The following is a 23,093-nucleotide window of genomic DNA, read 5'->3' on the forward strand; positions in this document are numbered from 1 at the left end:
CGGGGAAGAGCGCCAAGCTGCTGGGGCTCATTTTTTTATTGTGTTTGAGCCTGGCCCATGCGGCCCAGAGCCAAACCGTGACCCCAACCAAGCCCAAAGCCGCGCCGGCCAAGCCCACGCAACGCCCCGGCAGCGCCCCTACCCCGCCGGTTCGGTACATCTCGCCCGACCCGCGCGACCCCGTGGGCCCGCCCCCGCCTGGCGTGCAAAACACCGGCCAGTCCCGCGTGCCCGGCGCTTCGCGCAAGCCCGTGCCCGACACGCTGGCCCCGGCCGGTACCGTGCGGCGGCCCGGAACTTCACCCACCGACACGACCGGCCTCGTGAACGGCGTGGCCGTGAGCGGCGACTCGGTGCAGCTTGCGGCCCGGCGCCGGGGCCAAATTGAAACCACCATTGACTACACGGCCAAGGACTCCATTCAGTTCGACGTGACCAACAAGGTGGCCCGGCTCTACAACAAGGCCAGCGTGAACTACGGCGACACCGACCTGAAGGCCGCCTTTATCACGGTGGATTATGGCAACAACACCATGACGGCCGACGGCAAGCGCGACACGCTCACCAACCGGCTGCTGGACCGGCCCGTGCTTAAGGACAAGGCCGGCCTGTACACGGCCAGCAACATTGCCTACAATTTCAAAAGCAAAAAGGCCCGCGTGAGCGATGCCGTGACCACCCAGGGCGAAGGCTTCGTGAGTGCGTCCGTCATCAAGCGCCTGCCCAACGGCGACATCAACGGCCTGATAGGCCGCTACACCACCTGCAACCTGGAGCACCCCCACTTTTATATTCAGGCCAAGAATATGAAGGTGATTCCGGGCGACAAGGTGGTGACCGGGCCCTTCAACCTGGTGATTGGCGACGTGCCCACGCCGCTGGGTTTCCTGTTTGGCTTTTTCCCGACGCCGACCAAAAGCCGGGGCTCGGGCGTCATCATTCCAACGTTTGGCCAGGCGGCCGACCGCGGCTACTTCCTCACCAACGGCGGCTACTACTTCGCGCCGAACGACTACATCGGCGTGCGCCTGACCGGCGACATCTACGCCGGCAACGCCCAGAGCTGGGGCGGTTTTGGGGCCACGGCCGACGTGTCGTACCTGAAGCGCTACACGTTCCAGGGCAATTTCAACCTGCGCTTTTCGAACCGGCCCGGCCAGCAGATTCTGGCCACTGACGCGCTGACGACCAGCCCGGTTTACCTCAAGCCACCGGACGCCAATTCGTTCTGGGTAACCTGGAACCACTCGCCCGTGCCCAAGCCAGGCGGTGGCCGCTTCACGGCCAGCGTGAACGCCGGCACGAGCAGCTTCAACCGCATCAACAGCCTCGACGCGCGGCGCTTCCTGTCCACGCAGTTCAACTCCAGCATCAGCTACTCCAAGCAGATTCGTAACTCGCCCGTCAACTACGACATCAAGCTGAGCCAGAGCCAGGGCACCGACGGGTCGATGACGTTTACGCTGCCCGACGTGAGCCTGGGAGTGGCCCGGCAGTACCCTTACCAGTGGTTTGGCATTGAGCCGGGCGGTAAGTTGGCGCCTTTGTATGAGCAGTTTACCATTGGCTACAACCTGACGGCGCGCAATGAAATAAGCAACATTGTGGCACCTCGCTCGCTGGCCAATGGCCTGCCGCTGCTGGGTGGCACCACGGTCCAAACCACTATTCCCTTGAATGCCAAGAACCTGGGCAAACTCTTGCTCAATGGCCGCAACGGCATGCAGCACGCGTTCAACATCGGTTTGGGCTCGTACACTGTGGCCAAGAATTTTAAGCTCACGCCGTCGTTCAACTACGGCGAGGTGTGGTACGCCCAGCGCTTGGACTACCGCTTTAGTCCCGTGGCCCAGGCCGTGCGCATTGATACGACTTACGGCTTCAACCGCATTTACAGCTACTCCTCTTCGGCCAGCCTGAACACCACGTTCTACGGCACCATCGTGCGGAAGGGCACTCGCAAAATTCAGGCCCTGCGCCACAAAGTCACGCCCAGCCTGACATACAATTTCTCGCCGGATTTCACCAACCGCGCCAACGTGAACCCCACCGGCACCAGCATCCTGACCGACGAGCAGGGCCGGCCCTTACTCCTCGACCAGTTCAACCGGCCCGTCACGGCCGGCGATGTGCTGAATCGGTACTCTTTCAACAACTACAACAACTTCCTCTACGGCACGCCCGGTGGCGCCCGACAGAGCCAGCTGTCGTTTACGATGCAGAATGCGGTGGAAATGAAGGTGCGCGACCCCAACGACACCACCGGCCTCAACCCGTTCACCAAATCGAGCCTGATTGAAGGCCTTGATTTCAACATTGGCTACAATTTCGCCGCCGATTCCCTGGGATTATCGCCCTTGGGCGTCAATTTTCGCACCCAGGTAGCCAAGAAGCTGAATTTGAACAGCAACGCCAGCTTCGAGCCCTACCAGCGCGACAGCCAGGGCCGCACCATTAATAAGTATCTTTTCGAATCCAACCCGCGGCGGCTGCTGCGCTTGGCTACGGCCAGCTTTGGCGCTACGTATAGCTTCAACCCCGCCAGCGGCAACCGCAAAAGCGCAGTACCGCGCACCCTGGCGCCCACCAACGACCCCACCTTGGGCACCGTGGGGCCGCCCAACTACTACGCTGACTACGTGGACTTCGAGATTCCCTGGGAACTGGCGCTGACCTACGCGGCCGGGTACACCACCAACCGCGTACCCGTAAAAAAAGGCGAGGTCCGGCCGCCCATCCTGGCCCTGAACACCATCGGCGCCACCGGCTCGGTTAAGCTCACCGAGAACCTGCGCCTGAGCTATAACTTGGGCTACGACTTTGTTTCCAACACCATTACCTACCCCAACGTCACTTTCTTCCGGGACTTGCACTGCTGGCAAATCACCGGCCAGTGGATTCCGTTTGGCATCACCCGGGGCTACAATTTCACCATTGCCGCCAAAAGCAGCCTCCTGCAGGACCTTAAGCTGAACCGCAACCGCTTCGCCCAGTACCAGTAAGCCGTTCGCTCAACGCACCGCAAAAAGCCCAGTCGGCCCCCTTTTGGGGCATTGACTGGGCTTTTTGCATCCGTTTTTTCGGGTTCAGCTTTTAGGCTCCTGTTCGCTTGGCAGTAAATCAAAATATTTGTTCTCAGCTTTGCCCCGCCGAACGGCTTTTACCCCGAAAATCGTCCTCCCTCGACCATCATGTCCCAGCACAAGGAAGTCAAACTCATCACCACCCACCAAATGCTGGCCATGAAGCAGCGGGGGGAAAAAATATCCATGCTCACGGCCTACGACTTCTCGATGGCCCACATCCTCGATGGCGCTGGCATCGACGTGCTGCTCGTTGGCGACTCGGCCTCCAACGTCATGGCGGGCCACGAAACCACCCTACCCATCACCCTCGACCAGATGATATACCACGCCCAAAGCGTGGTGCGCGCCGTGAAGCGCGCCTTTGTGGTGGTGGACATGCCGTTTGGCTCCTACCAAGGCAACTCGTCGGTGGCGTTGCAGTCGGCCATTCGCATCATGAAGGAGAGCGGCGGCCACGGCGTAAAGCTCGAAGGCGGCGCCGAGGTGAAAGACAGCATCATCCGCATTCTCACGGCCGGCATTCCCGTGATGGGCCACTTGGGCCTCACGCCCCAGAGCATCTACAAATTCGGCACTTACAGCGTGCGCGCCAAGGAAGAAGCCGAAGCCCAGAAGCTCCTCGAAGACGCCCGCTTGCTCCAGGAAATCGGCTGCTTTGGCTTGGTACTGGAGAAAATCCCGGCTTCCCTGGCCAAACAAGTCGCCGAAGAATTGACCATCCCCGTCATCGGCATCGGCGCCGGCCCAGACGTGGACGGCCAGGTGCTGGTAGTTCACGACTTGCTCGGCATCACCAAGGAGTTCAAGCCACGCTTCCTCCGTCGCTACGCCGAACTGCACGACATCATGACCGAAGCCGTGCAGCACTACGTGGCCGATGTGAAAAGCCGCGAATTTCCCAGCAAGGAAGAAGGCTACTAAGCTCTAGGCTCAGTTGAGCTCAATGACCCTCATTAAATGGCATCTGTCATCCTGAGCGGAGCGAAGGACCTTATCACTACTGAACAAGTCGTTCTGGCTGGATTAGGTCCTTCGCTCCGCTCAGGATGACATTTTTTTTGACCTTATAAAAAATTGCCAAAAAAAGCCTGTTCGACAGCAACTAACCTTGTTGTCGAACAGGCTTTTTTATTTTGCCAGCTGTCTATCAATTAGGGTTTCTTTTATTAGCTTTGCAATTCAAAGTACTTCAAAGAACGAAAGCTATGGATGCCTCGCCCACTTTCTTTGACCGCCTCAACAGTTGGATGAGCGGCTCGGTCACGCTCAAGCTGTTTAGTATTGGAGTACTGTTGCTGTTGCTGCTCATTCCGTCGAGCATGGTGCAGGACCTCGTCACAGAGCGGGCGGCAAACCGCGACGCGGCCACCGCCGAAATCAGCAGCCAGTGGGGCGGCGCCCAGTTGGTGCTGGGCCCCGTGCTGGTGCTGCCCTACACCGCCCGCACCACCAGCGAGCAGGGTGTAGTGAGCGAAGTCACGCGCTACCTCAGCCTACTCCCCGATACCCTGGCCACGACTGGCACGCTGGCGCCGGAGCGCCGCCACCGTGGCATCTACGAGGCGGTGGTGTATCGGGCTGGTTTGCACGTACAGGGCGCTTTCCAGGCGCCGCCGCTGGCCGAGTTGGGCGTGCCGGCCGGGGCGGTGCGCTGGGCCGAAGCCTTCGTGGCGGTGGGCATATCCGACATGAAAGGCATCCGCAAAGGCATTTCGCTGCGCTGGGACGGCCAGCCTCACGGCTTCGAGCCGGGCGTACCCAGTGCCGAAGTATTGCCCTACGGCACGGCGCCCACCATCACCACCCAAGTCAGCGCGGTGAACAACGAGCAGCGCCGCTACCTGAAAATGCAGCAGGATGAAAGCGGGCGCGGGCAGTCGGCCAACGGCCTGAGCGCCGCCATTCCGCTGGCCGACGAGGCCGCCCTCACCCGCCGCCACACCTTTTCCTTCGACCTGGACCTGAACGGCAGCACCGGCCTGCTAATGGCGCCCCTGGGCCGGCAAACCACGCTGCACCTGAGCGCTCCGTGGGCCGACCCCAGCTTTATCGGGGCGTTTTTGCCGATTCGTCGCACCGTTGAGGCCAAGCAGTTCACCGCCGATTGGCAGGTGCTGCACCTCAACCGCAACTTTGCCCAGCACTGGCGCAGCGACGGCGACCGGCCCGAAGTAGACGAATCCACCTTCGGCGTGCGCCTGCTGGTGCCCGTGAACGAGTACCAGAAAACCATGCGCGCCGCCAAATACGCGCTGTTGCCGCTCACGCTCACCTTCCTCATTTTCTTCTTTGTTGAGGTGCTGAACCGGCGGCGCTTCCACCCGTTCCAGTACATAATGGTGGGGCTGGCCCTCGTGATTTTTTACGTGCTGCTGCTGGCCTTATCGGAGCAAATACCGTTCGATGCGGCGTATGTACTGTCGGCCGTGGTGATTGTGGGATTGGTGACGGCCTACGCCGCCGCTAGCTTCCACCACCGCCGCCTGACGCTGGTCACAGCGGGAGTTCTGACATTGGTCTACAACTTCTTGTTTGTGGTGCTGCAGTTGCAGGATTACGCCCTTTTGGTAGGCAGCTTGGGCCTTGTGGTGGTGCTGGGTGCCGTTATGTTCCTCTCGCGCAACGTGGATTGGTACAACCCTGCCACCGAGCCTGCACCTGGCCCGGCTTCGGCTTAACCGCGTTCCGTTTCACTCCGGCTCAGCTTCGTATCTTCGCCTTACTAATAGCAAGAGCGGAGCGCCCGGTGAGTGTGGTCTGATGTTGTGCAGTAGCCCCGTAGTGGGCCCTGGCCCCCTCCTGCTGAACTTCATATCCCGCCCGCACCCGCCGCGTGAATCGTCCCAATATCTGGTCCGAAGGCAGAGAAATTCTGTTTGAAGACAACCATCTCCTCGTCATCAACAAGCCCGCCGGCCTGCTCGTGCAGGGCGACGCCACCGGCGACGAGCCCCTGTCCAAGAAAGCCGCCGAGTACCTCCGCTTCAAATACAAGAAGCCCGGCGAGGCGTTTGTGGGCGTGTGCCACCGCATTGACCGGCCGGTGAGCGGCATCGTGGTGCTGGCCAAAACCAGCAAAGCGCTAAGTCGCCTCAACGAGATGTTTCGCGACTCGCTGATGACCAAAACCTACTGGGCCCTCACCGGCAAGCCGCCCATTCCCGAAAACGGCAATTTGGTGCACTGGCTGGTGAAGGACACGGTGCGCAACGTGACCAAAGCCTATTCGGAAAAGCACTCGCAGGGCCTGCGCTCCGAGCTGCATTACGAGCTGCTGGGCCAAGCCGGCAACCGCTACCTGCTGCAGGTGAACCCGGTGACGGGCCGCCCGCACCAGATTCGCACACAGCTGGCCACGGGCCTCAACACGCCCATCGTGGGCGATGTCAAGTACGGCTTCATCGCGCCCTTGCCCGATGTGAGCATTGCCCTGCACGCCCGCCAGTTGCAGCTGCAACACCCCGTGACCAAGGAGATGATGACCTTTGTCGCGCCCCTGCCCGATGCGCCGCACTGGGACGCCGCCCGAGAATTTTACAAGTAGGGAACAGCGCAAAATACTGCTTCGCGCCACCGCCAATTTCGTGCAACATTTTGGCCTTCCTGGCCCGAAATATCCTCAGGGCGCACCCCGGCCGTAATTTTGCATTACCTCTTCTGAACCTTCCCCCGGGCTTTTTGCTTGTGCGGGCAGTTCCGCTTGCTATCCATCCCTATGGCTATTCTCATCTTCTTCGTCGCACATTATTACTTATCCCTGTTCACGCAGACGTTTTACCTGCACCGCTACGCGGCACATAAAATGTTTACGATGAATAAATTTTGGGAGAAGTTCTTCTTCGCCTTCACGTACATCTGCCAGGGCAGCAGCTTCCTCTCGCCGCGGGCTTACGCGCTGCTGCACCGCATGCACCACGCCTACTCCGACACCGCGCTGGACCCGCACTCGCCCCATTTCTCTAACAACGCGTTCGACATGATGTGGAAGACCAAGGTTATTTACAACGACGTGGTGAAGGACGTGCACGAAGGCGCCAAGCGTTTTGAAGGCGACATTCCGGAGTGGAAATGGCTCGATAAGTTCGGAGGCACGGTGTACTCGCGCTTGGGCTGGGGCACGGCGTACGTGCTGTTCTACATCAACTTCGCCACGGCTTGGTGGCAATACTTGCTGCTCCCCATTCACTTCCTGATGGGGCCCATCCACGGCGCCATTGTGAACTGGGGCGGCCACAAATACGGCTACCAGAACTTCGACAACCGCGACAAATCCAAGAACACACTGGCGCTCGACTTTCTGGCGTTTGGCGAGTTGTTCCAGAACAACCACCACAAGCTGCCCATGCGCGTGAATTTCGGCGTGAAGTGGTGGGAATTTGACCCGACTTACGTCGCCATCTGGAGCCTCGACAAAGTAGGCATCATCAAGGTGAAGCGCAAAAACATGAACCTGAACACGATTTCCAAGCTGGCCAAGCCCAAGCGCGAAGCGGTGGCGGCCTAGTTAGGTTACTGAATAAACAAAAAGCCTTGGCCTAGTCGTCAGGGCTTTTTTGTTTTCCTTACTAGCTAATCCCCTGAACAAACGTTACCTTTGCACTCCCAATTTCGGGAAAATATCACTAGACGGACGAGTTCCGTCGCACAAAACCCCAACGGTTTATGGCAGTTAAAATCCGCCTCGCCCGTCGTGGCCGCAAGAAGGCCGCGACTTACGACATCGTAGTAGCTGACGCCCGCGCTCCCCGCGACGGCCGTTTCATCGAGAAGCTCGGCACCTACAACCCCCAAACCAACCCCGCCACCATCAACTACGACGCCGACCGCGCGTTCTACTGGATGATGACCGGTGCTCAGCCCACCGACACCGTTCGGGCCATGCTCAGCTACCGCGGTGTACTGTACCGTCGTCACCTGCAATTGGGTGTTGACAAAGGCGCTATCACGCAAGCGGTAGCCGACGAGCGTTTCACCGCTTGGAAAGAAGAGAAAGACGCCAAAATCGAAGGCAAGCGCACTGGCCTGGTTGACGCCAAAGCAACTGCCAAGCAGGCTGCTTTCGCCGCCGAAACCAAGGTTAAAGAAGCTCGTTCGGAAGCGCAGCGTCAGAAAGCTGCTGCTTTGCTGGCTGCCAACGCACCCGCTCCCGCTGCTGAAGAAGCTACCGAGGCTCCGGCCGAAGAAGCGGCTACCGAAGCTGCCGAGTAGTTTTTAGGTTTCTAAACCGAAAAAGTTTGGGGGTTGTGAGCCGGACCGGCTGGCAACCCCCAAACTTTTTTCGTTCCTCCCCTGCTTATGACTCTCGACGAAACCTATCAGCTCGGCTACATCATCAAAACCCACGGCCTGCGCGGCCACGTGGTGGCGCATTTCGATGTGGACGATGTCAAGGCTTATCAAAAGCTCAAAACCGTTTACCTCACCCTGGCCGGCGCGCCCACCAAACTGGTGGAGCACCAGGTAGAAAAAGTGCAGCCCCAGCCCGGCTCCAAGGTCCTGCTGAAGCTCCGCGGCATCGAGCGCATCGAGGAAGCCGAGCCCCTGCGCGGCTCCCAGTTGCACTTGCCCCTTACCCAGCTCCCCGAACTGGAGGACGACCAGTTCTACTTTCACGACGTCATCGGCTTCACCGTGGTCGACGAAAACCTGGGCGAGCTGGGCACCGTGGAGAACTTCTACGAGCTGCCCCAGCAAGACATGCTGGCCATGCGCTACCAGGGCCAGGAAGTCCTGATTCCGGTGGTAGACGAATTGGTGAGCCACGCTGACCATACCAAAAAGCAGATTTATGTAAACCTGCCCGACGGCTTGCTCGACGTGTACCTCAAGCCTTCGTCCCGCGACAAGGACGAGCCCGACGAATTCGACGAAGCGTAGTCAAGTAGCGCGGACTTTTAGTCCGCGAGTGCACAAAACCGAAGTAGCTGACTAACTCGCGGACTAAAAGTCCGCGCTACTGCCCACCATGCGCATCGATATCCTTACCTGCCTGCCAGAGTTGCTGGTCAGCCCCTTTGCCCATTCCATCGTGAAGCGGGCGCAAGACAAGGGCTTGGCCGAAATTCACGTGCACGACCTGCGCCAGCACGCCATCAACAAGCACGGCCAGATTGACGACTACGTGTTTGGCGGCGGCGCCGGCATGGTGCTGCGCGTAGAGCCCATTGCGGCTTGGATGGATGCCTTGCAGGCCGAGCGGCCTTACGACGCCATCATCTACCTCACGCCCGACGGCGAAACCCTGCGCCAGCCGCTGGCCAATCGGCTGTCCTTGTTCCAGAACATCATCATGCTCTGCGGCCATTACAAAGGCATCGACGAGCGGATTCGCAGCACTTACATCACCCACGAAATCAGCGTGGGCGACTATGTGCTGAGTGGTGGTGAGCTGGGCGCAGCCATTCTGGTCGATGCCGTGGTGCGGCTGCTGCCGGGGGTGCTGGGCAACGAAGAATCGGCGTTGTCGGATTCTTTTCAGGACGACTTGCTGGCGCCGCCCGTGTACACGCGTCCGGCAGAGTGGCGCGGGCTGGCCGTGCCGGAAATCCTGTTATCGGGCAATACGCCCAAAATTGAAGAGTGGCGGCACGAACAGGCCTTGGCCCGTACGCAAGCCCGCCGGCCCGATTTGCTGGGTCAGTAGCAGTCGGTACCTCTTTGCATAATAAACACTTGCTATCCTCAACCGAAAGCGCTATCTTTGCGCTCCGTTTCGTAAAATACTAATTCCCGACGGCAGCGCCGTCTTTTGCAATTTCCCAGCCATGAGCGTACTACTTGACTTTATCCAGGCCGAATCGCAGGAGCGCCGCGCCAGCTTCCCCCTCTTCGCCGCTGGCGACACGATTAACGTGCACGTAAAAATCCGCGAGGGCAACAAGGAGCGCATTCAGCAGTTCCAAGGCGTTGTTCTTCAGCGCCGTAACCCTAGCTCCAACGGCGAAACCTTCACCGTTCGCAAGATTTCGAACCAAATCGGCACCGAGCGTATTTTCCCCCTGCTGTCGCCTAACATCGATAAAATCGAGGTTATCCGTCGCGGTAAAGTACGTCGTGCCCGTCTATTCTACCTGCGTGGCCTGTCCGGCAAAGCTTCCCGTATCAAGGAGCGTCGCCTCAACCAGGTTGCCAAGGCGACTGCCTAAGCACTGCCGCAACCCTTGGGTTGCCATTGATAGTAAAAAAGCCGGCTCCACAAATGGAGCCGGCTTTTTTGGGTTTAGCTATGCCAAGCAGTGGGAACTACCTGATGTGCTGATTTAGCTGTGCGAAGAGAAGTCCTGGGGCAAGCTGCCGTCTACTTCTGCCGAACCACCTTGCAATTGCTGAGCAACGGCGGAGAGCACCTCGCCCAGCTTGGTTACGCGGGGTGCGGTGTTGCCTTCTGCGAAGTTGGCGGCCTGGGTGGTGTTGGTGCCGAGGCGGGCCAACAGCGGGGCTATAACGTTCACATCAAGCGTACCGCTGCCGAAGTGCGCTTTCAGGGCCTGCATGTCAACGATTAGCTGATGGAAAGCCGGGTTATTGGCCTCTTTCAGGTCCTCAATCCAACGCTGGAACTGGTTGTCAAGTCCGGACCGCTCGGTTTCTTCGTTGAGGTCACCGGTGAGCAATTTGATAGCGCCGTCGAGGTGCACTTGGTGCTGAACTTCTTTCTTTTCCATGGGTGGGTACTTGTGGTGTGTGACCGATAAAGTTGTGGTCTTTGTTGCCAACGTAGTTCGGCCCCCTTGGGTTGGCGCAGTACCCCAAACAAAAAGCCCCGCCGGTACCGGCGGGGCTTTTTGTTTGAAGCCTCAAAGCAGCAGAATGGGCTACTCAATCTTGGTCATACGGTCTTTTACGGCCTCCAGCGCTACGCGCATGTTGACAATGTCGCCGCGAGCAGATTCTTGCTCTTTCAGGTTGGCGTCGATGAGGTTGTTGAACTGCTGCAGTTCTGCGGCATTAGCGGCCAGCATCTGCTGGATTTCGATTTTGCGGGCCTTGTTCTTGTCAATGTCCTTCTTGATTGTGTTGGACTTCTCAATCACGGCCATGTGGTTGTTTTGCGAGGCCACCAGCGCACGCTCGGCCTCGGCAATCTGCGACACCAAGTCTTCGCGGTACATCATGCGGGCGAAGTCTTTCAGATACTTCTCGGCCGACTTCCACTGCACGGGGGTTTTGTCTTTTGCCAAGTAGGCGTTGCCCAAGTCAATGCTCCACCACACGGTGGTACCGGTAGGCGTAGCGTCCACCTTACTGATAACACGGATGGGCGTGGGTGCAATTTCTTCTACAATGACGCCGTCCATGGTCAGCACGCCTTTGTTGTTCTTCAACTTGCTGCCAAACTTCTCGCTGAGCTGCTTCAGCCAGGCAGCTTCCACGCGCTTGTTGTCCAGCTGAATGCTGACGCGCTGGCCCGTCCGTGGCACGTTGTTAATTGACATATCGTACTCGTCCACAACGGATTTCTGAGCATAGCCGCTCAGCGTAGCCAAGCATAGTACGAACAAGATGAGTAGGCTTTTTTTCATGGAGATAATAACTTATGAGGGCTTTAAAATTGGGCGAGGGAAAAGACTTTTGGCAATGGTGCCGTTGTCTGGCATTTCAAATTTAAGGTCTTTCTTCGATGCAAATTCTTTCCTGCCTGACTTTTTTGGGAATAATCCGCTTTTTATTTCTTTAATCATATTATTGCTTTTTTAATTTACAATAATACCAAGAGAGGCCCGCATTCATCTATTTCCTTCTGCTACCTGGCGCAACAAAGCTCGGCTGACCTGGGTTGTAGGCTCCTATGCAAGTTACCATTTGCCGGGCCGAGCATTTTAACGCCGCCCACCGCCTGCACAACGCCGCCTGGGATGCCGAGCGCAACCAACAGGTATTTGGGAAATGCAACAACCCCAACTACCACGGCCACAACTACAACCTCATTGTGCGCCTGACGGGCCCGGTCGAGCCCGAGACCGGCTACGTATACGACACCAAGCGCCTGAGTACCCTCATCAAGCGCGAAGTGCTGGAGCGGTACGACCACAAAAACCTGAATTTGGACACGGAAGAATTCCGTACCTTAAACCCCACGGCCGAAAACATCGCCGTAGTAATTTGGCAGCGCCTGCGCCCCCATTTGGATGCTGGCCTTGCCCTTTCGGTCACGCTTTATGAGACGGACCGCAACTTTGTAGAATACCATGGATAACCCTTCGGGACTGGCCCCGGCAACCGACGCGCACTTGCCCACGGGCCTGCGCACCCCTCTCCGCGACGACGCGTTTGACCAAGACGACGAAGCGAAAATCACGGCCATCAGCGGCCATTTCGAGGCTATTATGCGCGAACTGGGCCTCGACCTGACCGACGACAGCCTGGCGGGCACGCCCCGCCGAGTAGCCAAGATGTACGTGCAGGAATGGTTCAAAGGGCTGGACCCCAAAAACCGCCCTGAAGTGCGCATGTTCCACAATCGGTACAATTATCACCAGTTGCTGGTGGAGCGCGACATCACGTTGTTTTCCTGCTGCGAGCACCATTTTGTGCCCATCATTGGCAAGGCTCACGTGGCCTACCTGCCCGGTGCCAATGTGGTGGGCCTGAGCAAACTCAACCGCGTGGTGCAGTACTATGCCCGCCGCCCGCAAGTGCAGGAGCGCCTTACCCGGCAAATTGCCGAAGAGCTCAAGCAAAGCCTCGGCACTGATGATGTGGCCGTGCTCATCGAAGCGGACCACCTCTGTGTGATGAGCCGCGGCGTGAACGACACCAGCAGTTCGACCCTCACCAGCGAGTACGGCGGCCGGTTTGCCACGGATGAAGCCCTGCGGCGGGAGTTTTTGCGCCAGATTGGGAAATAGGCAGTTCCGTTGCAGTGGTTACTTTTCGGGATGACTGCGTAGCGCTACGGGCCAACAAAACAGCAGGGCCCGCTGCGCGTTCTACCTTTGCTAGCTTTTGTTTGCATTACCCATCATGACCGAGAATTCTCCCCGCAAAGTCCTCATCACCGGCGGCACCGGCCTCGTTGGCACCCGCCTTGCTGAAATGCTGATTGACAGCGGCTACGAAGTGGCGCTTCTCACCCGCGAGCCCACCAAGAGCAGCCACTACCGCAGCTTTCGCTGGGACCCACGCAGCGGAACCATTGACGACGCGGCCATTCCCTACGCCGACTACATCGTGAACCTGGCCGGTGCCAGCGTCTCGGACGGAAAATGGACCGATGAGCGCAAGCGCGACATCATGACCAGCCGGCTGGGCGGCCTAGCCCTGCTCCACCGCGAGCTTGCCAATCGGAAGCACCACGTAAAGGCCTTTGTCTCGGCTTCGGCCATTGGCGTGTATGGCGACACCGCCGAAACGGTGCTCACCGAAGAAACGCCTCCCGGCCTGCCTACCCACGATTTCCTGGCCGACGTTGCCCACCAGTGGGAGCTGGCGGCGGAACCCGTGGCGGCGCTGGGAATCCGCACGGTTATCCCCCGCATTGGCATCGTATTGAGTACCGAAGGCGGCGCCCTGCCACAAATGGCCCGCCCTATGAAGCTGGGCGCCGGCGCCGCGCTGGGCAGCGGCAAGCAGTACATGTCGTGGATTCATCTCGACGACCTCTGCCGCCTCATCATGGCCATGATAGACGACGACTCGTGGCGCGGCACCTACAACGCCGTGGCACCGACGCCGGTCACAAACCAACAGTTCACCGAAACCCTGGCGCATGTGCTCCACCGCCGCCTAGTGCTGCCCAAAGTTCCTGCGTTCGGCCTGAAACTAGCCCTTGGGGAAATGAGCGACATTGTGCTCGCCTCGCAGCGCGTGAGCGCGCAAAAAGTGCTGGCCCAAGGCTTCACGTATGAATACCCGGATTTACGCGGCGCGCTGGAAGCGCTGTATGATGGGGAGTAGTTCCTAATCCTCTTTTTCCAAAGTTGTGGTCCCGTCGGTGTTTCCTCTTCAGCACGGCCATTAACCACAGGAGTCAATCCTCATTTATAGCGCATCAACTCGCACAAGAGAATGTCAAATGTGGAGGAAGCCCCAACGTCCCAGATTAGTATTGAGGACGGGTTTATTGTTTTGACCAACGCTGGTCAAATAGTTGCTCAAATCCCAATTAAGGACTTAAAGCTAATAGGCGAATACACCACCGCAAATGGGCCTTTTGTTGATGATTGGTTCATCGTTTTCATGACCTCTGCAAAAGACTGGAAGCAGATTTCCGAATATACACCAGGAATGGCAGAGGTATTGCTGGCGCTTGGTTCTCATTTAGAAGCCGATATTATCGGCTCACTGGCTTGGTCTACTAGTTGGAAAACCAACATTATTTGGCCCAAAAATGTAGAAGGCCAGGAAATGTGGGATTTACTCACCGAACACCCCACTACCCTATTGGGAAGGCTCAAAAAGGCAATGGGAATTGTTAATAAGCAGTTGGTCTTGACAGAAGCCGCTGCTTCTGTTTTCCGCTAGCGCCGCGGCAAGCTATCCGGCACTCCTCCCACGGCGTTCATTTGCTCTAGCAGGTTGTCGGCGGCAATGGTATCCACAGCTTCGGCGCGGCGGCGGGGCTCGCTGGGCGATACACAGTTGTATTTCTTGCTGATTTTAACCGAGGGTTTGGGAAATTCACCGGGGGTGTAGCCGAGTTCCTTGTCCTCGTAAATCTTCTCCATGAACTTGCCGAAGATGGGCAGGGCTGTGCGGCCACCTTCGCCCTGCTGCGAGCCAGTGAAGTGAATGCTGCGGTCTTCGCCACCCACCCACACGCCGGTCATCAGGTCTTTGGTCATGCCCATGTACCAACCGTCGGAATAGTTGGAAGTGGTACCGGTCTTGCCACCGATTTGGTTGTTGTTGCGCCACAGTTCGAAGTCCCACAGGCCCTGGGAAGTACCGCCGGGCTCCTCCATCCCACCGCGCAGCATGTAAGTCATCAGCCACGCGGTTTCGGCCGAGATGGCGCGTTTCTGCACGGGGTCGAACTGCTTTATGACGTTGCCGTTGCGGTCTTCGATGCGCGTAACTAGGCGCGGCTCGCTGCGGAAACCGTTGTTCATGAACGTGCTGTAGGCATTCACCATCTCATACACGCTCACGTCGCCCCCCGAGCCGAGGCCGATGCTGGGCACCGGCAGCAGTGGGCTGGTAATACCCACTTTGTGGGCGTATTTGGCCACGTTGTCCCAGCCTACTTTCTCGGTTAGCTGGGCCGTGATGGAGTTGACGGAGCGGGCCATGGCGTGCCGCAGCGTCATGTTGATGCCGGTGTACTCGCGGGTCACGTTGTCGGGCTTCCACTCCATAGGCTGGCCGTTTTCCACGTAGTTGATGGTCACCCGCTCGTCCCGAATCCGGTCGCAGGGCGAGTAGCCGTTGTCGAGGGCCGTGAGGTACACAAACGGTTTGAAGGTAGAGCCGGCCTGGCGGCGGCCTTGCTTCACGTGGTCGTACTGGAAAAAGCGGTAGTCGAGCCCGCCCACCCACGCCTTGATGTGGCCGGTGAAAGGGTCCATGCTCATCATGCCGGCCCGCAGGAAGCGCTTGTAATAGGCCAGCGAATCGAGCGGCGACATCACCAGCGTGGTATCGCCGTCGTCCTTCTTCCAGGTAAACACCTTCATGGGGCGCTTGGCATTCAGGGCCGAATCCAGGCGGGCGGGCTGGTTTTTGTAGCGGTTGGCGAGGGTTTTGTAACCTTCCGTGCGCTTCATCTGGGTCAGAATAAAGTCAGGGATTTCGTTGCCCTTGTCGTCAACCCAGGGGTTTTTGTCGCGGTTGCGCCAGAAGTTATCGAAGTTGCGCTGCAGGGATTTCATGCGCTCGTGCAGGGCTTCCTCGGCGTGGGCCTGCATGCGCGAATCGATGGTGGTGTAGATTTTCAGGCCGTCGCGGTACATGTCGTAGCCGGTGCTGTCGCACCACTGGCCCACAAACTGGCTGATGGCACTGCGGAAGTACGTATCGGGCCCGTCGATGTGCCGCTCCACGTGGTAATCCAGCACAATGGGCTTGGCTTTGAGGGCGGCAATTTCGGCGGCGGGCAACACGCCGGATTGGCCCATGCGGTCGAGCACCACGTTGCGGCGGCGCAAGGCGGCCACGGGATGAAACCGGGGATTATAGGCCGTGGGATTGTTGAGCACGCCCACTAGCATGGCTGCTTCTTCGGGCTTGAGGCTGTCGGGCGAGGTATTGAAGAAGGTTTTGGCCGCCACTTTGATGCCGAAGGCGCTGGAGCCGTACTCCACGGTGTTGAGGTACATGCGCAGGATTTCGCGCTTGGTGTAGCGCTGCTCCAGGTCCACGGCGGTGAGCCATTCCTTGGTTTTGGCCACAATGGTGCTCACCACCGGAATGTAGCCCAGGGCGCCCCGGCTTTGCTGGCGGCGGATTTTGTAGAGGTTTTTGGCCAGCTGCTGGGTGATGGTGGAGCCGCCCCGCTTCTCGCCGCGCAACGACGAGTAGAAACCGCCGATTACCGCCGTGAGGTCGATGCCCGAATGCTCGTAGTAGCGCACGTCTTCGGTGGCAACCAAGGCCTTCACCAAAAGAGGCGACATTTTGCTCAGCGGTATAGGCGAGCGATTTTCGCGGAAGTACTTGCCAATCAGCACCCCATCGGATGTGTAAAGCTCGGAGGCGCGTTCTACCTTGGGGTTTTCCAAATCAGCAAGGCTGGGCGACTTCCCGAACAGGAACATGAAATTGGTGCTCACCAGTACCGGATACACCAAAAACAGAATCACGACCAAGCCAAACAGTATCCAGGCAAAATGGGTGACACGCAGGGGCCAACGCCGACGCGCTGCTTTGGATTTGGAACCGGTGGGTCGGGAAGAAAGTGGCGGTTTGAGGTCAGCCATGCGAGGCAACTAGTTGAAAAACGGGGCCCGGCCCCTACCGGGCACGCCCCCGCGGCGAGGAAGAACAAATATACCAGGCAGTGGCACCAATACGTCAGCAGTCGGCCTTTAGGCGCCTAGGTTTCGCCAAAGCCGGTGCATCGCCGGGAATAGTTGCGGGCTTTATGCGCTGACCAGTTTGTTGTCGATGTACCGCTTGGTGGTGCGGGCGCCCGCGACATGGCCGGCCGCACCGCTAGCCATACCCTGAAAATGTTGGATGGGAGAAACATGGAAGGCCTCGCAAGCGCCGCTTCTTCCGCTGGCAACGCGCATGTTCATGATGCCCCTGGTGGAACGGCTAACTGACACATCTTACGCCAGCAAATTGCCCCACGCCCCAGCCAAGCATTTTTAGTCCCCTGTCTTCGCCGCTACTATCTGGCCCAAAGCTGCCGCAAGAGCTATTGCCGCGACCGAGCCGACAAAATGGCTTGGTGGTAAACGTTGCGACGCGACTTTGCCCTGCGGCGCTGCCAGCGCCAGCCCAACTCCCCCAAAGCCAGCAAAATGAATCCCAGCCCCAGGAAGTAGCTCCAGTGCAACATGCGGATTTGGGCGCGGGTGGGCGAATCCAATTCCTGGAACAGCAACAGCCCCCACAGTTCATCGAGTAAGGTAAAGCCCCATACCACAGCGGCAAAAGCGCGTCCGACCCGCCCCAGCGCCAAATGCCAATGCAACAAGTAGAGCACCACCCCGGGCAGCGCCGAGAGCAACACCAGCGGTGCTGCTTTCACCAGCGGCAGTCCCAAAAACACCATGCTGAGCGTCTCCTTTAGCACTTGGGCACCGGCCAGCACCCGACCGAGGCGCGAGAGGGTGGGAACGGGAGGCAACGGGTGTACGTGAGAAGTGGGCATAGCGCGGGCCAACGATTAAACCATTCTGCCGACAAGATACTGATTAACCGCTAGTAACGGCGCGTCATCGTTCGCGTGGCTTGGTAGCGCTAAATAGGTGGCATCAATCGGCGTAGCTGGGCCGGCGCGGACTCACTTGGCCTGATATCCTGCCATGGCCAATGATACCAACAGCAACAATACGCTTAATATGTAGGCCCAAAAATGACTTGTGGTTCTTATTTCACACTGAACTGCGCCAGTAAAAAGGCGCTGCAGCGGAAAATCTACCCATGCCAGCGTCACCCAACTTTAGCCGTCGCTGCTCATAGCGAAGTAAGGCCAATGATGACGAGAGCCACGCAGAAGAGAAGTGCCAATCCAACGCACCCAGCTATCATTGGAATGGTAACCAGATGCAATAATAGTCTGGCCCACGTAGGCCCGGCGTAATTGCTAACCCAGCCGTGCAACACCCACACCAGTTGCACGCAGGCATCTATCACCGTGCCCAACAACACCAGTAGCATAACGGATTCTGCTACCGGCGTATTGGGCCATATTTCCCCCAGGAAAATCAAATTGGCTACGGCAAAGGCCCCAAGGCCAACCATGAGCCATAACCGGAGCGGCGCCACCGGCCACCCCGGCCATAAAAATTTTGGGCTGCTATACATGACGCAAAACGGCAAGGCTATTGAGCCGACCACAGAAGCATAATTTGCACGAAAGCCAACAGCAGCAAGGCCACCAGCACCACTGCGGCCGGCAGCACAAAGCGCAGAAAGCGGTGGCGACGAGAACTGGGCGTAGGTGCGCGTTCCTGCCACGTAAGCAGAACACCGAGGATGGCCACATCGCCCGCACAGAAAAGCAGGCCTAGAAACGTCAGGAAGAGTTGAGGAAGTCCAGTCATGACAAGGGAAGTGAAATTAAAAATCAGGAAAGGGGATTTATTGCACTTGTAGGAATTGGGCGGTGCGCCAGTCGGCGTAAGTGCGGCCCTGCCAGTCAGGATGGGTTTGGAAGCGGCTTTTCCAGTTGGCCACGGCGGCATCGAGGCGGCGCTGGGCTTCGGCGGCCGTGATGACTTCGGCGCCCCCGTATTCAGTTGCGGCCGTTAGTTTGGGGGTCCTACTTATGACTTCGCGGCGGGCGACCAGCGTGGGCAGCACGCGGCCGGGCATGTTGAGCAAAAAGCCGATGTCGATGCTGCGGAACCGGCTTTGCAGGTTGTAATTGGCAATCCAGACCTCCCAGTTGCCGGCAGCTAACAGCAGCAGCACGGCATATACCGCTACCGAATTCAGGCGAATCAGGCTGTAGGCCGAGCGCCGCTGCCATATTTTGAGCAGCACTGTGCCCAGCCCAAAAAACACCAGTATCAGAAAGAAGCACACCCCAATGCGCTTGTAAGCCAAGCCGCAGTTCTGGATGTAGTAGTAATTGCGTAGCCCTACCGACACGGCAAGCACCGCGTTTTGCAGCACCCACACCGTGGCGCCCCAGCGCAGCCACGGCAGGCCCGGCGCATAGAAGTTAAGGTTGCGCCGGAAAAACCACAGCACGATACCCATGGCAAGCAGAATACTGAAAATGAGCACATAAGTGCCTTCATGCACAAACTGCGTGAGGTCGAACCCCGGCTTGGGCACGAAGCCAAACCACAGCCAGTTGATGTCGATGGCGTTCACAACCAGGAGCAGCACGTTCACGAGGGCAAAGAGGGCCACTGCTGCCACAAACTCCTTGCGCAAATCGAGCACTCGGTGGGTGTTGAGCTGAAAATTGGGCCGGCGCACGGCAAACGACGCCACCCGGTCGCGCTGCCGCCGAATGAACTCCCCGAAGCGGGATTCGTGGTCGGCATACAGATACACTGGTACCACTACCACTACCCCGGCGGTCACAAGCAAGCCCAGCATGAGGAATACCACGTGCACCACCGACAGCTCCGGCAGCAGCCACACCAGCCACTCGCCCAGCGCATCCATCACCCGCCCAAACAAGGCCAGGTACCGCGGATTGGCGATGGCAAACAGGATATGGAAAGCAGCCAGCACCCCCAGCGGCATCAGCAGCATGCGGGCATAGTACCAGCTGCGGCGCACGCCCTCACCGCCATAGCGCGGCGCTCTCAGCCCCAGCAGCACCCGCAGCCCGGCTTGCACCACGCTGCCCACGGCCGTAAGCAAGGCATACTGCACCAATTTGAGGTGAGGCTGATTGACGTAGCCCAGCAGCATGAGCACCGAGGCCACGCAAGCCAGCGCCGCCACCGCCGAGCCGTACACGGCCATCATGGCCCCGCTGAATAGGCTGCCGCCTACCATGAGCCAGAAATAGCCCGAGCGCCGCACCGCGGCCACTTTGGGCAGGAGCACCAGCTGCGCCGCCACCACAAAAACGGTGAACACGAACATGTTTGGCCCGCCCTCCTGCAGGCAAAACAGCCAGTCGAACAGCACAGCCCCCAGCGGCAACAGCAATTTCTGGACGAAAGTGAGCGGAACAGCGGCGGGCACCGAAGCCGCAATGGCCGCCGGTGACACCGGGCGGGGACCCTGGCCAGCCGGCCACGAAGCGGACGCTTGAGCGGAATCAATCATGAGGTATTTTATTTAAAAAGAACTTTGTATTACAAAGTAAAAGGTCAAAAAAAAAGCACTGGAGTTGCTTCTGTCTTTATTTCAGGGGCGCAACAGCTTCTCCAAAGCGGCCAAATGCTCCTGAAAAGCGGTTTTGCCGGCCACGGTGGCCGAGTAAGTTGTGTTCGGCTTTTTGCCAACGAACTGCTTGCTCACCAGCACGTATTCGGCCTTTTCGAGGGCGGCCACGTGGCTGGCGAGGTTGCCATCGGTGAGGTCGAGCACTTCCTTGAGGTCGTTGAAACTCACCGATTCGTTGGCCATCAGCACGGCCATTACCCCCAGCCGCACGCGGTGGTCAAAGGCCTTGTTGAGGGTATGGATGAGGTGCTTCACCGGGCCACTACGGATTTAGACGCCGCGCCGGCCGCACCCGGCCGCTCGTAGCGGTTGTACATCACCAGCCCGTAGCCAATGTGGCCCAGTCCAAAACCCAGCGCAAAAAACACCAGCCCTAAGCCCGGAATCAGCATGTTTACCAGCCCCAGCCCAATTTGGGTGTAGCCCAGCCAACGAATTTCGTCCAGGGTGAACTTGCTGGCATTGAGCAGCGCCAGGCCGTAAAACACCAGCAGCCCCGGCATCACCATGCCGGCATCGCGGCCCAGGTACAGCCCAAGGCAAAACAGTCCGCCCGTAACCAGCGGCACGGCCAGCGCCAGCGCCAGGCGCCGGGCGGGCCCGCCCCACAGTTGCTGCCCATCGTGCTTGGTGCGCCGCTGCGTGAAGAAAAACGCCACCAGCAGAGCCACGCCTATCATCACACCTGTGAGCAGCAAAAGAAACGGCAGCGCCGCCCGCCGTCCCTCAATCGGGCCCTGGATAAGCTCTGGAAAGCCGCCCGAATAGTGGCTTTGCAAATAGAAATGTCCCACTGCCGCCCCCGCCAGCGCCACCACGCCCGCTCCTACCCCGCTCAGGCCGGACAACGACAAAAAGCGCGAACTGCGCTCCATGATGGCGCGGATTTCGGTAAGTTGGGCGAGTGGGTCGGCGTTGGCGGGCTTCATATTCATCGAAGTGCTTTGTGCTGCAAAGTTGCAGCAAAGAATTGATAGATTTGCTACGTCATTCCCCTTTTCTTTCATGCTTCCAGCCGGAATTTCGAATTATAGTACTCTCGGCAGGGCCGGCTTCCATTGGTTGCTCACCAACGTTATTGGCAGTGTAATCTGGTGGCCGGGCAGCAGAGAAATCCTGAAGATTCATTCTCTTCTGACAGTATTATGAGTGGTTTGCTGAGCACATACATTTCCTTCGCCTCGTTACTATTGGTGCCGATGATGCTGCTTTTGATGCACGAGTTGCTTCATATTTGACAGCCGATTCCGCCGTCTTCTACTCACCGGTACCGCATTAATCCTTTCTTATTTAGCCATTTGTGCAGGGCTTATCGTATTTTTTGCATTAGATAGGCCACGGCCTTTTATATGGGCTGTAATCGACGAAACCCGCCTATATCTTAACGGCTGGACTTATTTGTTGGCGCTACTCTTAGCAACGGCACTTGTCTACAAACGCCCGCTTTTCCGTGGCGATTCTATTACAACCCGTACTCTACGTGGCTCAACTTAGGCTCGCGTTTTCGCTGAGTAATCAGAGCCTGCTCTCTTTTCTACTCAGCAGCGAATTTTATACCGCTCACCAAGGAACCAGGCAATTCATCGAGTAGTGCTGACTGTAGGAGTAGTTACGGCCGCGGTTTAAGAATTTTGATAACCCAGCGGATTGCGACCATTTTGCGTATCCTTAGGCCATGCGCTTACGCCTACGCTTGTTCGAATTTGAAGACCTTCCCTGGTTTCCGGCCGTTATCCGGGCGGGGATGATGGACTACTTGCGGTTCATGATTTCCACGCTGGGCACCTACCGGCCCATTGCGCCGCTACTGGCCGAAGGCTTGCGGCATACCAACCAAACCACCGTGCTAGAACTGGGCGCTGGGGCTGGTGGCGGCACCGAAACCGTCTTGCGCGCCCTGGAAGCGCAGGGCCTGAACGACGTTCGCATCGTCCTCACCGACCTCTACCCCCAGCCTGCGGCTTGGGCCGACATCGCCCAGCGCACCCAAGGCCGCATAAGCCACGAAGCCGCTGCTGTGAATGCCTTGGCCGTGCCCGCGCATTTGCTAGGGTTTCGAACGCTTTTTTCAGCCTTTCACCATTTCCCGCCTGATGCGGCAAAAGCTATGCTGCAGGACGCCGTGCGCGCCGGTACGGGCATTGGGGTTTTTGAAGGTGCGGGCAAGCATTGGGTAGAATTGCTGCTGGCCTGGACGGTGCTGCCCGTCGCGCAGCTGCTGCTCACGCCGTTTTTCCGGCCGTTCCGGCTCAGCCGGCTGGTGTTTACCTACCTCATTCCTATTATCCCGCTTTGCACCATTTGGGATGGGTCGGTGTCGCTGCTCCGCATGTACTCCACCGACGAACTGCTGGCCCTGGCCCATTCCGCCGACCCAGCGGGGCGGTTTGAGTGGCAGGCGGGCAAGAAGCAGCACTCCTGGGGACCCGAAGTCACGTACCTCATCGGCTGGCCGAAGTAGCGCGGCCATGCCCGGCAGAGACTGTGTAGTCTGAGTTCACGCGCCGTGTGGTCGTTGTTCAGGTATCCTTCGGAGACGCG

General features: G+C 58.4%; 22 protein-coding genes. 14 read left to right on the forward strand and 8 right to left on the reverse strand.

Annotated elements, in window-relative coordinates; all coding sequences use genetic code 11:
• Positions 1-44: 44 nt before the first annotated feature.
• From I2I05_RS13000 to rplS, 9 genes are all read left to right on the forward strand, one after another.
• Positions 45-3,002: a putative LPS assembly protein LptD gene (locus I2I05_RS13000; RefSeq protein ID WP_196282682.1), complete on the forward strand. Its 2,958-nt coding sequence runs from the start codon at positions 45-47 to the stop codon at positions 3,000-3,002.
• 189 nt (positions 3,003-3,191) lie between these two features.
• The gene (gene panB / locus I2I05_RS13005) at positions 3,192-4,007 is read left to right on the forward strand and encodes a 3-methyl-2-oxobutanoate hydroxymethyltransferase (protein WP_196282683.1); all 816 of its coding nucleotides are present in this window, start codon (positions 3,192-3,194) and stop codon (positions 4,005-4,007) included.
• 284 nt (positions 4,008-4,291) lie between these two features.
• On the forward strand, positions 4,292-5,764 hold the full coding sequence (creD, locus tag I2I05_RS13010; protein ID WP_196282684.1) for a cell envelope integrity protein CreD: 1,473 nt from the start codon (positions 4,292-4,294) through the stop codon (positions 5,762-5,764).
• Between the two features lie 155 nt (positions 5,765-5,919).
• Complete coding sequence (locus tag I2I05_RS13015; RefSeq protein ID WP_196282685.1) at positions 5,920-6,630, forward strand: RluA family pseudouridine synthase; 711 nt, start codon at positions 5,920-5,922, stop codon at positions 6,628-6,630.
• Positions 6,631-6,801: 171 nt separating this feature from the next.
• Entirely contained in the window at positions 6,802-7,590 is a 789-nt protein-coding gene (locus I2I05_RS13020; RefSeq protein ID WP_196282686.1) for an acyl-CoA desaturase, read from the forward strand.
• A 158-nt stretch (positions 7,591-7,748) separates the two neighbouring features.
• Positions 7,749-8,294: a 30S ribosomal protein S16 gene (locus I2I05_RS13025; protein ID WP_196282687.1), complete on the forward strand. Its 546-nt coding sequence runs from the start codon at positions 7,749-7,751 to the stop codon at positions 8,292-8,294.
• A gap of 87 nt (positions 8,295-8,381) precedes the next feature.
• Complete coding sequence (gene rimM, locus I2I05_RS13030; RefSeq protein ID WP_196282688.1) at positions 8,382-8,963, forward strand: ribosome maturation factor RimM; 582 nt, start codon at positions 8,382-8,384, stop codon at positions 8,961-8,963.
• A gap of 88 nt (positions 8,964-9,051) precedes the next feature.
• Positions 9,052-9,729: a tRNA (guanosine(37)-N1)-methyltransferase TrmD gene (gene trmD, locus I2I05_RS13035; protein WP_196282689.1), complete on the forward strand. Its 678-nt coding sequence runs from the start codon at positions 9,052-9,054 to the stop codon at positions 9,727-9,729.
• Between the two features lie 121 nt (positions 9,730-9,850).
• Positions 9,851-10,231, forward strand: a complete 381-nt coding sequence (gene rplS, locus I2I05_RS13040; RefSeq protein WP_196282690.1) for a 50S ribosomal protein L19 — start codon at positions 9,851-9,853, stop codon at positions 10,229-10,231.
• Positions 10,232-10,345: 114 nt separating this feature from the next.
• Here the strand turns inward: rplS and I2I05_RS13045 are convergent, their stop codons facing one another.
• Together I2I05_RS13045 and I2I05_RS13050 are read right to left on the reverse strand one after the other, a co-directional pair.
• Positions 10,346-10,750: a hypothetical protein gene (locus I2I05_RS13045; protein ID WP_196282691.1), complete on the reverse strand. Its 405-nt coding sequence runs from the start codon at positions 10,748-10,750 to the stop codon at positions 10,346-10,348.
• 150 nt (positions 10,751-10,900) lie between these two features.
• Positions 10,901-11,608: a hypothetical protein gene (locus tag I2I05_RS13050; protein WP_196282692.1), complete on the reverse strand. Its 708-nt coding sequence runs from the start codon at positions 11,606-11,608 to the stop codon at positions 10,901-10,903.
• A 266-nt stretch (positions 11,609-11,874) separates the two neighbouring features.
• On the opposite strand from I2I05_RS13050, the gene I2I05_RS13055 reads away from it, so the two are divergent.
• The 4 genes from I2I05_RS13055 to I2I05_RS13070 all read left to right on the forward strand — a co-directional run bounded on the left by I2I05_RS13055 (position 11,875) and on the right by I2I05_RS13070 (position 14,549).
• Positions 11,875-12,282, forward strand: a complete 408-nt coding sequence (locus I2I05_RS13055) for a 6-pyruvoyl trahydropterin synthase family protein (protein WP_196282693.1) — start codon at positions 11,875-11,877, stop codon at positions 12,280-12,282.
• Complete coding sequence (gene folE, locus I2I05_RS13060; protein WP_196282694.1) at positions 12,275-12,934, forward strand: GTP cyclohydrolase I FolE; 660 nt, start codon at positions 12,275-12,277, stop codon at positions 12,932-12,934. Before I2I05_RS13055 ends, folE begins: the two co-directional genes overlap by 8 nt.
• A 115-nt stretch (positions 12,935-13,049) precedes the next feature.
• Positions 13,050-13,982, forward strand: a complete 933-nt coding sequence (locus I2I05_RS13065) for a TIGR01777 family oxidoreductase (protein WP_196282695.1) — start codon at positions 13,050-13,052, stop codon at positions 13,980-13,982.
• A 171-nt stretch (positions 13,983-14,153) separates the two neighbouring features.
• Entirely contained in the window at positions 14,154-14,549 is a 396-nt protein-coding gene (locus I2I05_RS13070) for a hypothetical protein (protein WP_196282696.1), read from the forward strand.
• On the opposite strand, the gene I2I05_RS13075 is transcribed toward I2I05_RS13070, so the two are convergent.
• The 6 genes from I2I05_RS13075 to I2I05_RS13100 form a co-directional block, all read right to left on the reverse strand.
• Positions 14,546-16,942 carry a penicillin-binding protein 1A gene (locus I2I05_RS13075; RefSeq protein WP_230688317.1) on the reverse strand — a complete coding sequence of 799 codons (2,397 nt, stop codon included), beginning with the start codon at positions 16,940-16,942 and terminating at the stop codon, positions 14,546-14,548. The two genes, I2I05_RS13070 and I2I05_RS13075, sit on opposite strands and share 4 nt — an antisense overlap.
• A 443-nt stretch (positions 16,943-17,385) precedes the next feature.
• Positions 17,386-17,844: a hypothetical protein gene (locus I2I05_RS13080; protein ID WP_196282697.1), complete on the reverse strand. Its 459-nt coding sequence runs from the start codon at positions 17,842-17,844 to the stop codon at positions 17,386-17,388.
• A gap of 673 nt (positions 17,845-18,517) precedes the next feature.
• Positions 18,518-18,739, reverse strand: a complete 222-nt coding sequence (locus I2I05_RS13085; protein ID WP_196282698.1) for a hypothetical protein — start codon at positions 18,737-18,739, stop codon at positions 18,518-18,520.
• 37 nt (positions 18,740-18,776) lie between these two features.
• Positions 18,777-20,432 (reverse strand): DUF4153 domain-containing protein, encoded by a 1,656-nt coding sequence (locus I2I05_RS13090; protein WP_196282699.1) that lies wholly within the window; start codon positions 20,430-20,432, stop codon positions 18,777-18,779.
• An 81-nt stretch (positions 20,433-20,513) separates the two neighbouring features.
• Complete coding sequence (locus tag I2I05_RS13095; RefSeq protein ID WP_196282700.1) at positions 20,514-20,807, reverse strand: winged helix-turn-helix domain-containing protein; 294 nt, start codon at positions 20,805-20,807, stop codon at positions 20,514-20,516.
• A complete protein-coding gene (locus tag I2I05_RS13100) occupies positions 20,804-21,481 on the reverse strand; it encodes a hypothetical protein (protein ID WP_196282701.1) in 678 nt (225 codons plus the stop codon). The genes I2I05_RS13095 and I2I05_RS13100 overlap by 4 nt, the downstream gene beginning before the upstream one ends.
• Before the next feature lie 746 nt (positions 21,482-22,227).
• On the opposite strand from I2I05_RS13100, the gene I2I05_RS13105 reads away from it, so the two are divergent.
• Positions 22,228-23,013, forward strand: coding sequence for a class I SAM-dependent methyltransferase (locus tag I2I05_RS13105; protein WP_196282702.1), 786 nt, complete (start codon positions 22,228-22,230; stop codon positions 23,011-23,013).
• Positions 23,014-23,093: the final 80 nt, after the last annotated feature.

The organism is Hymenobacter jeongseonensis (assembly GCF_015694725.1).
GTDB lineage: Bacteria > Bacteroidota > Bacteroidia > Cytophagales > Hymenobacteraceae > Hymenobacter > Hymenobacter jeongseonensis.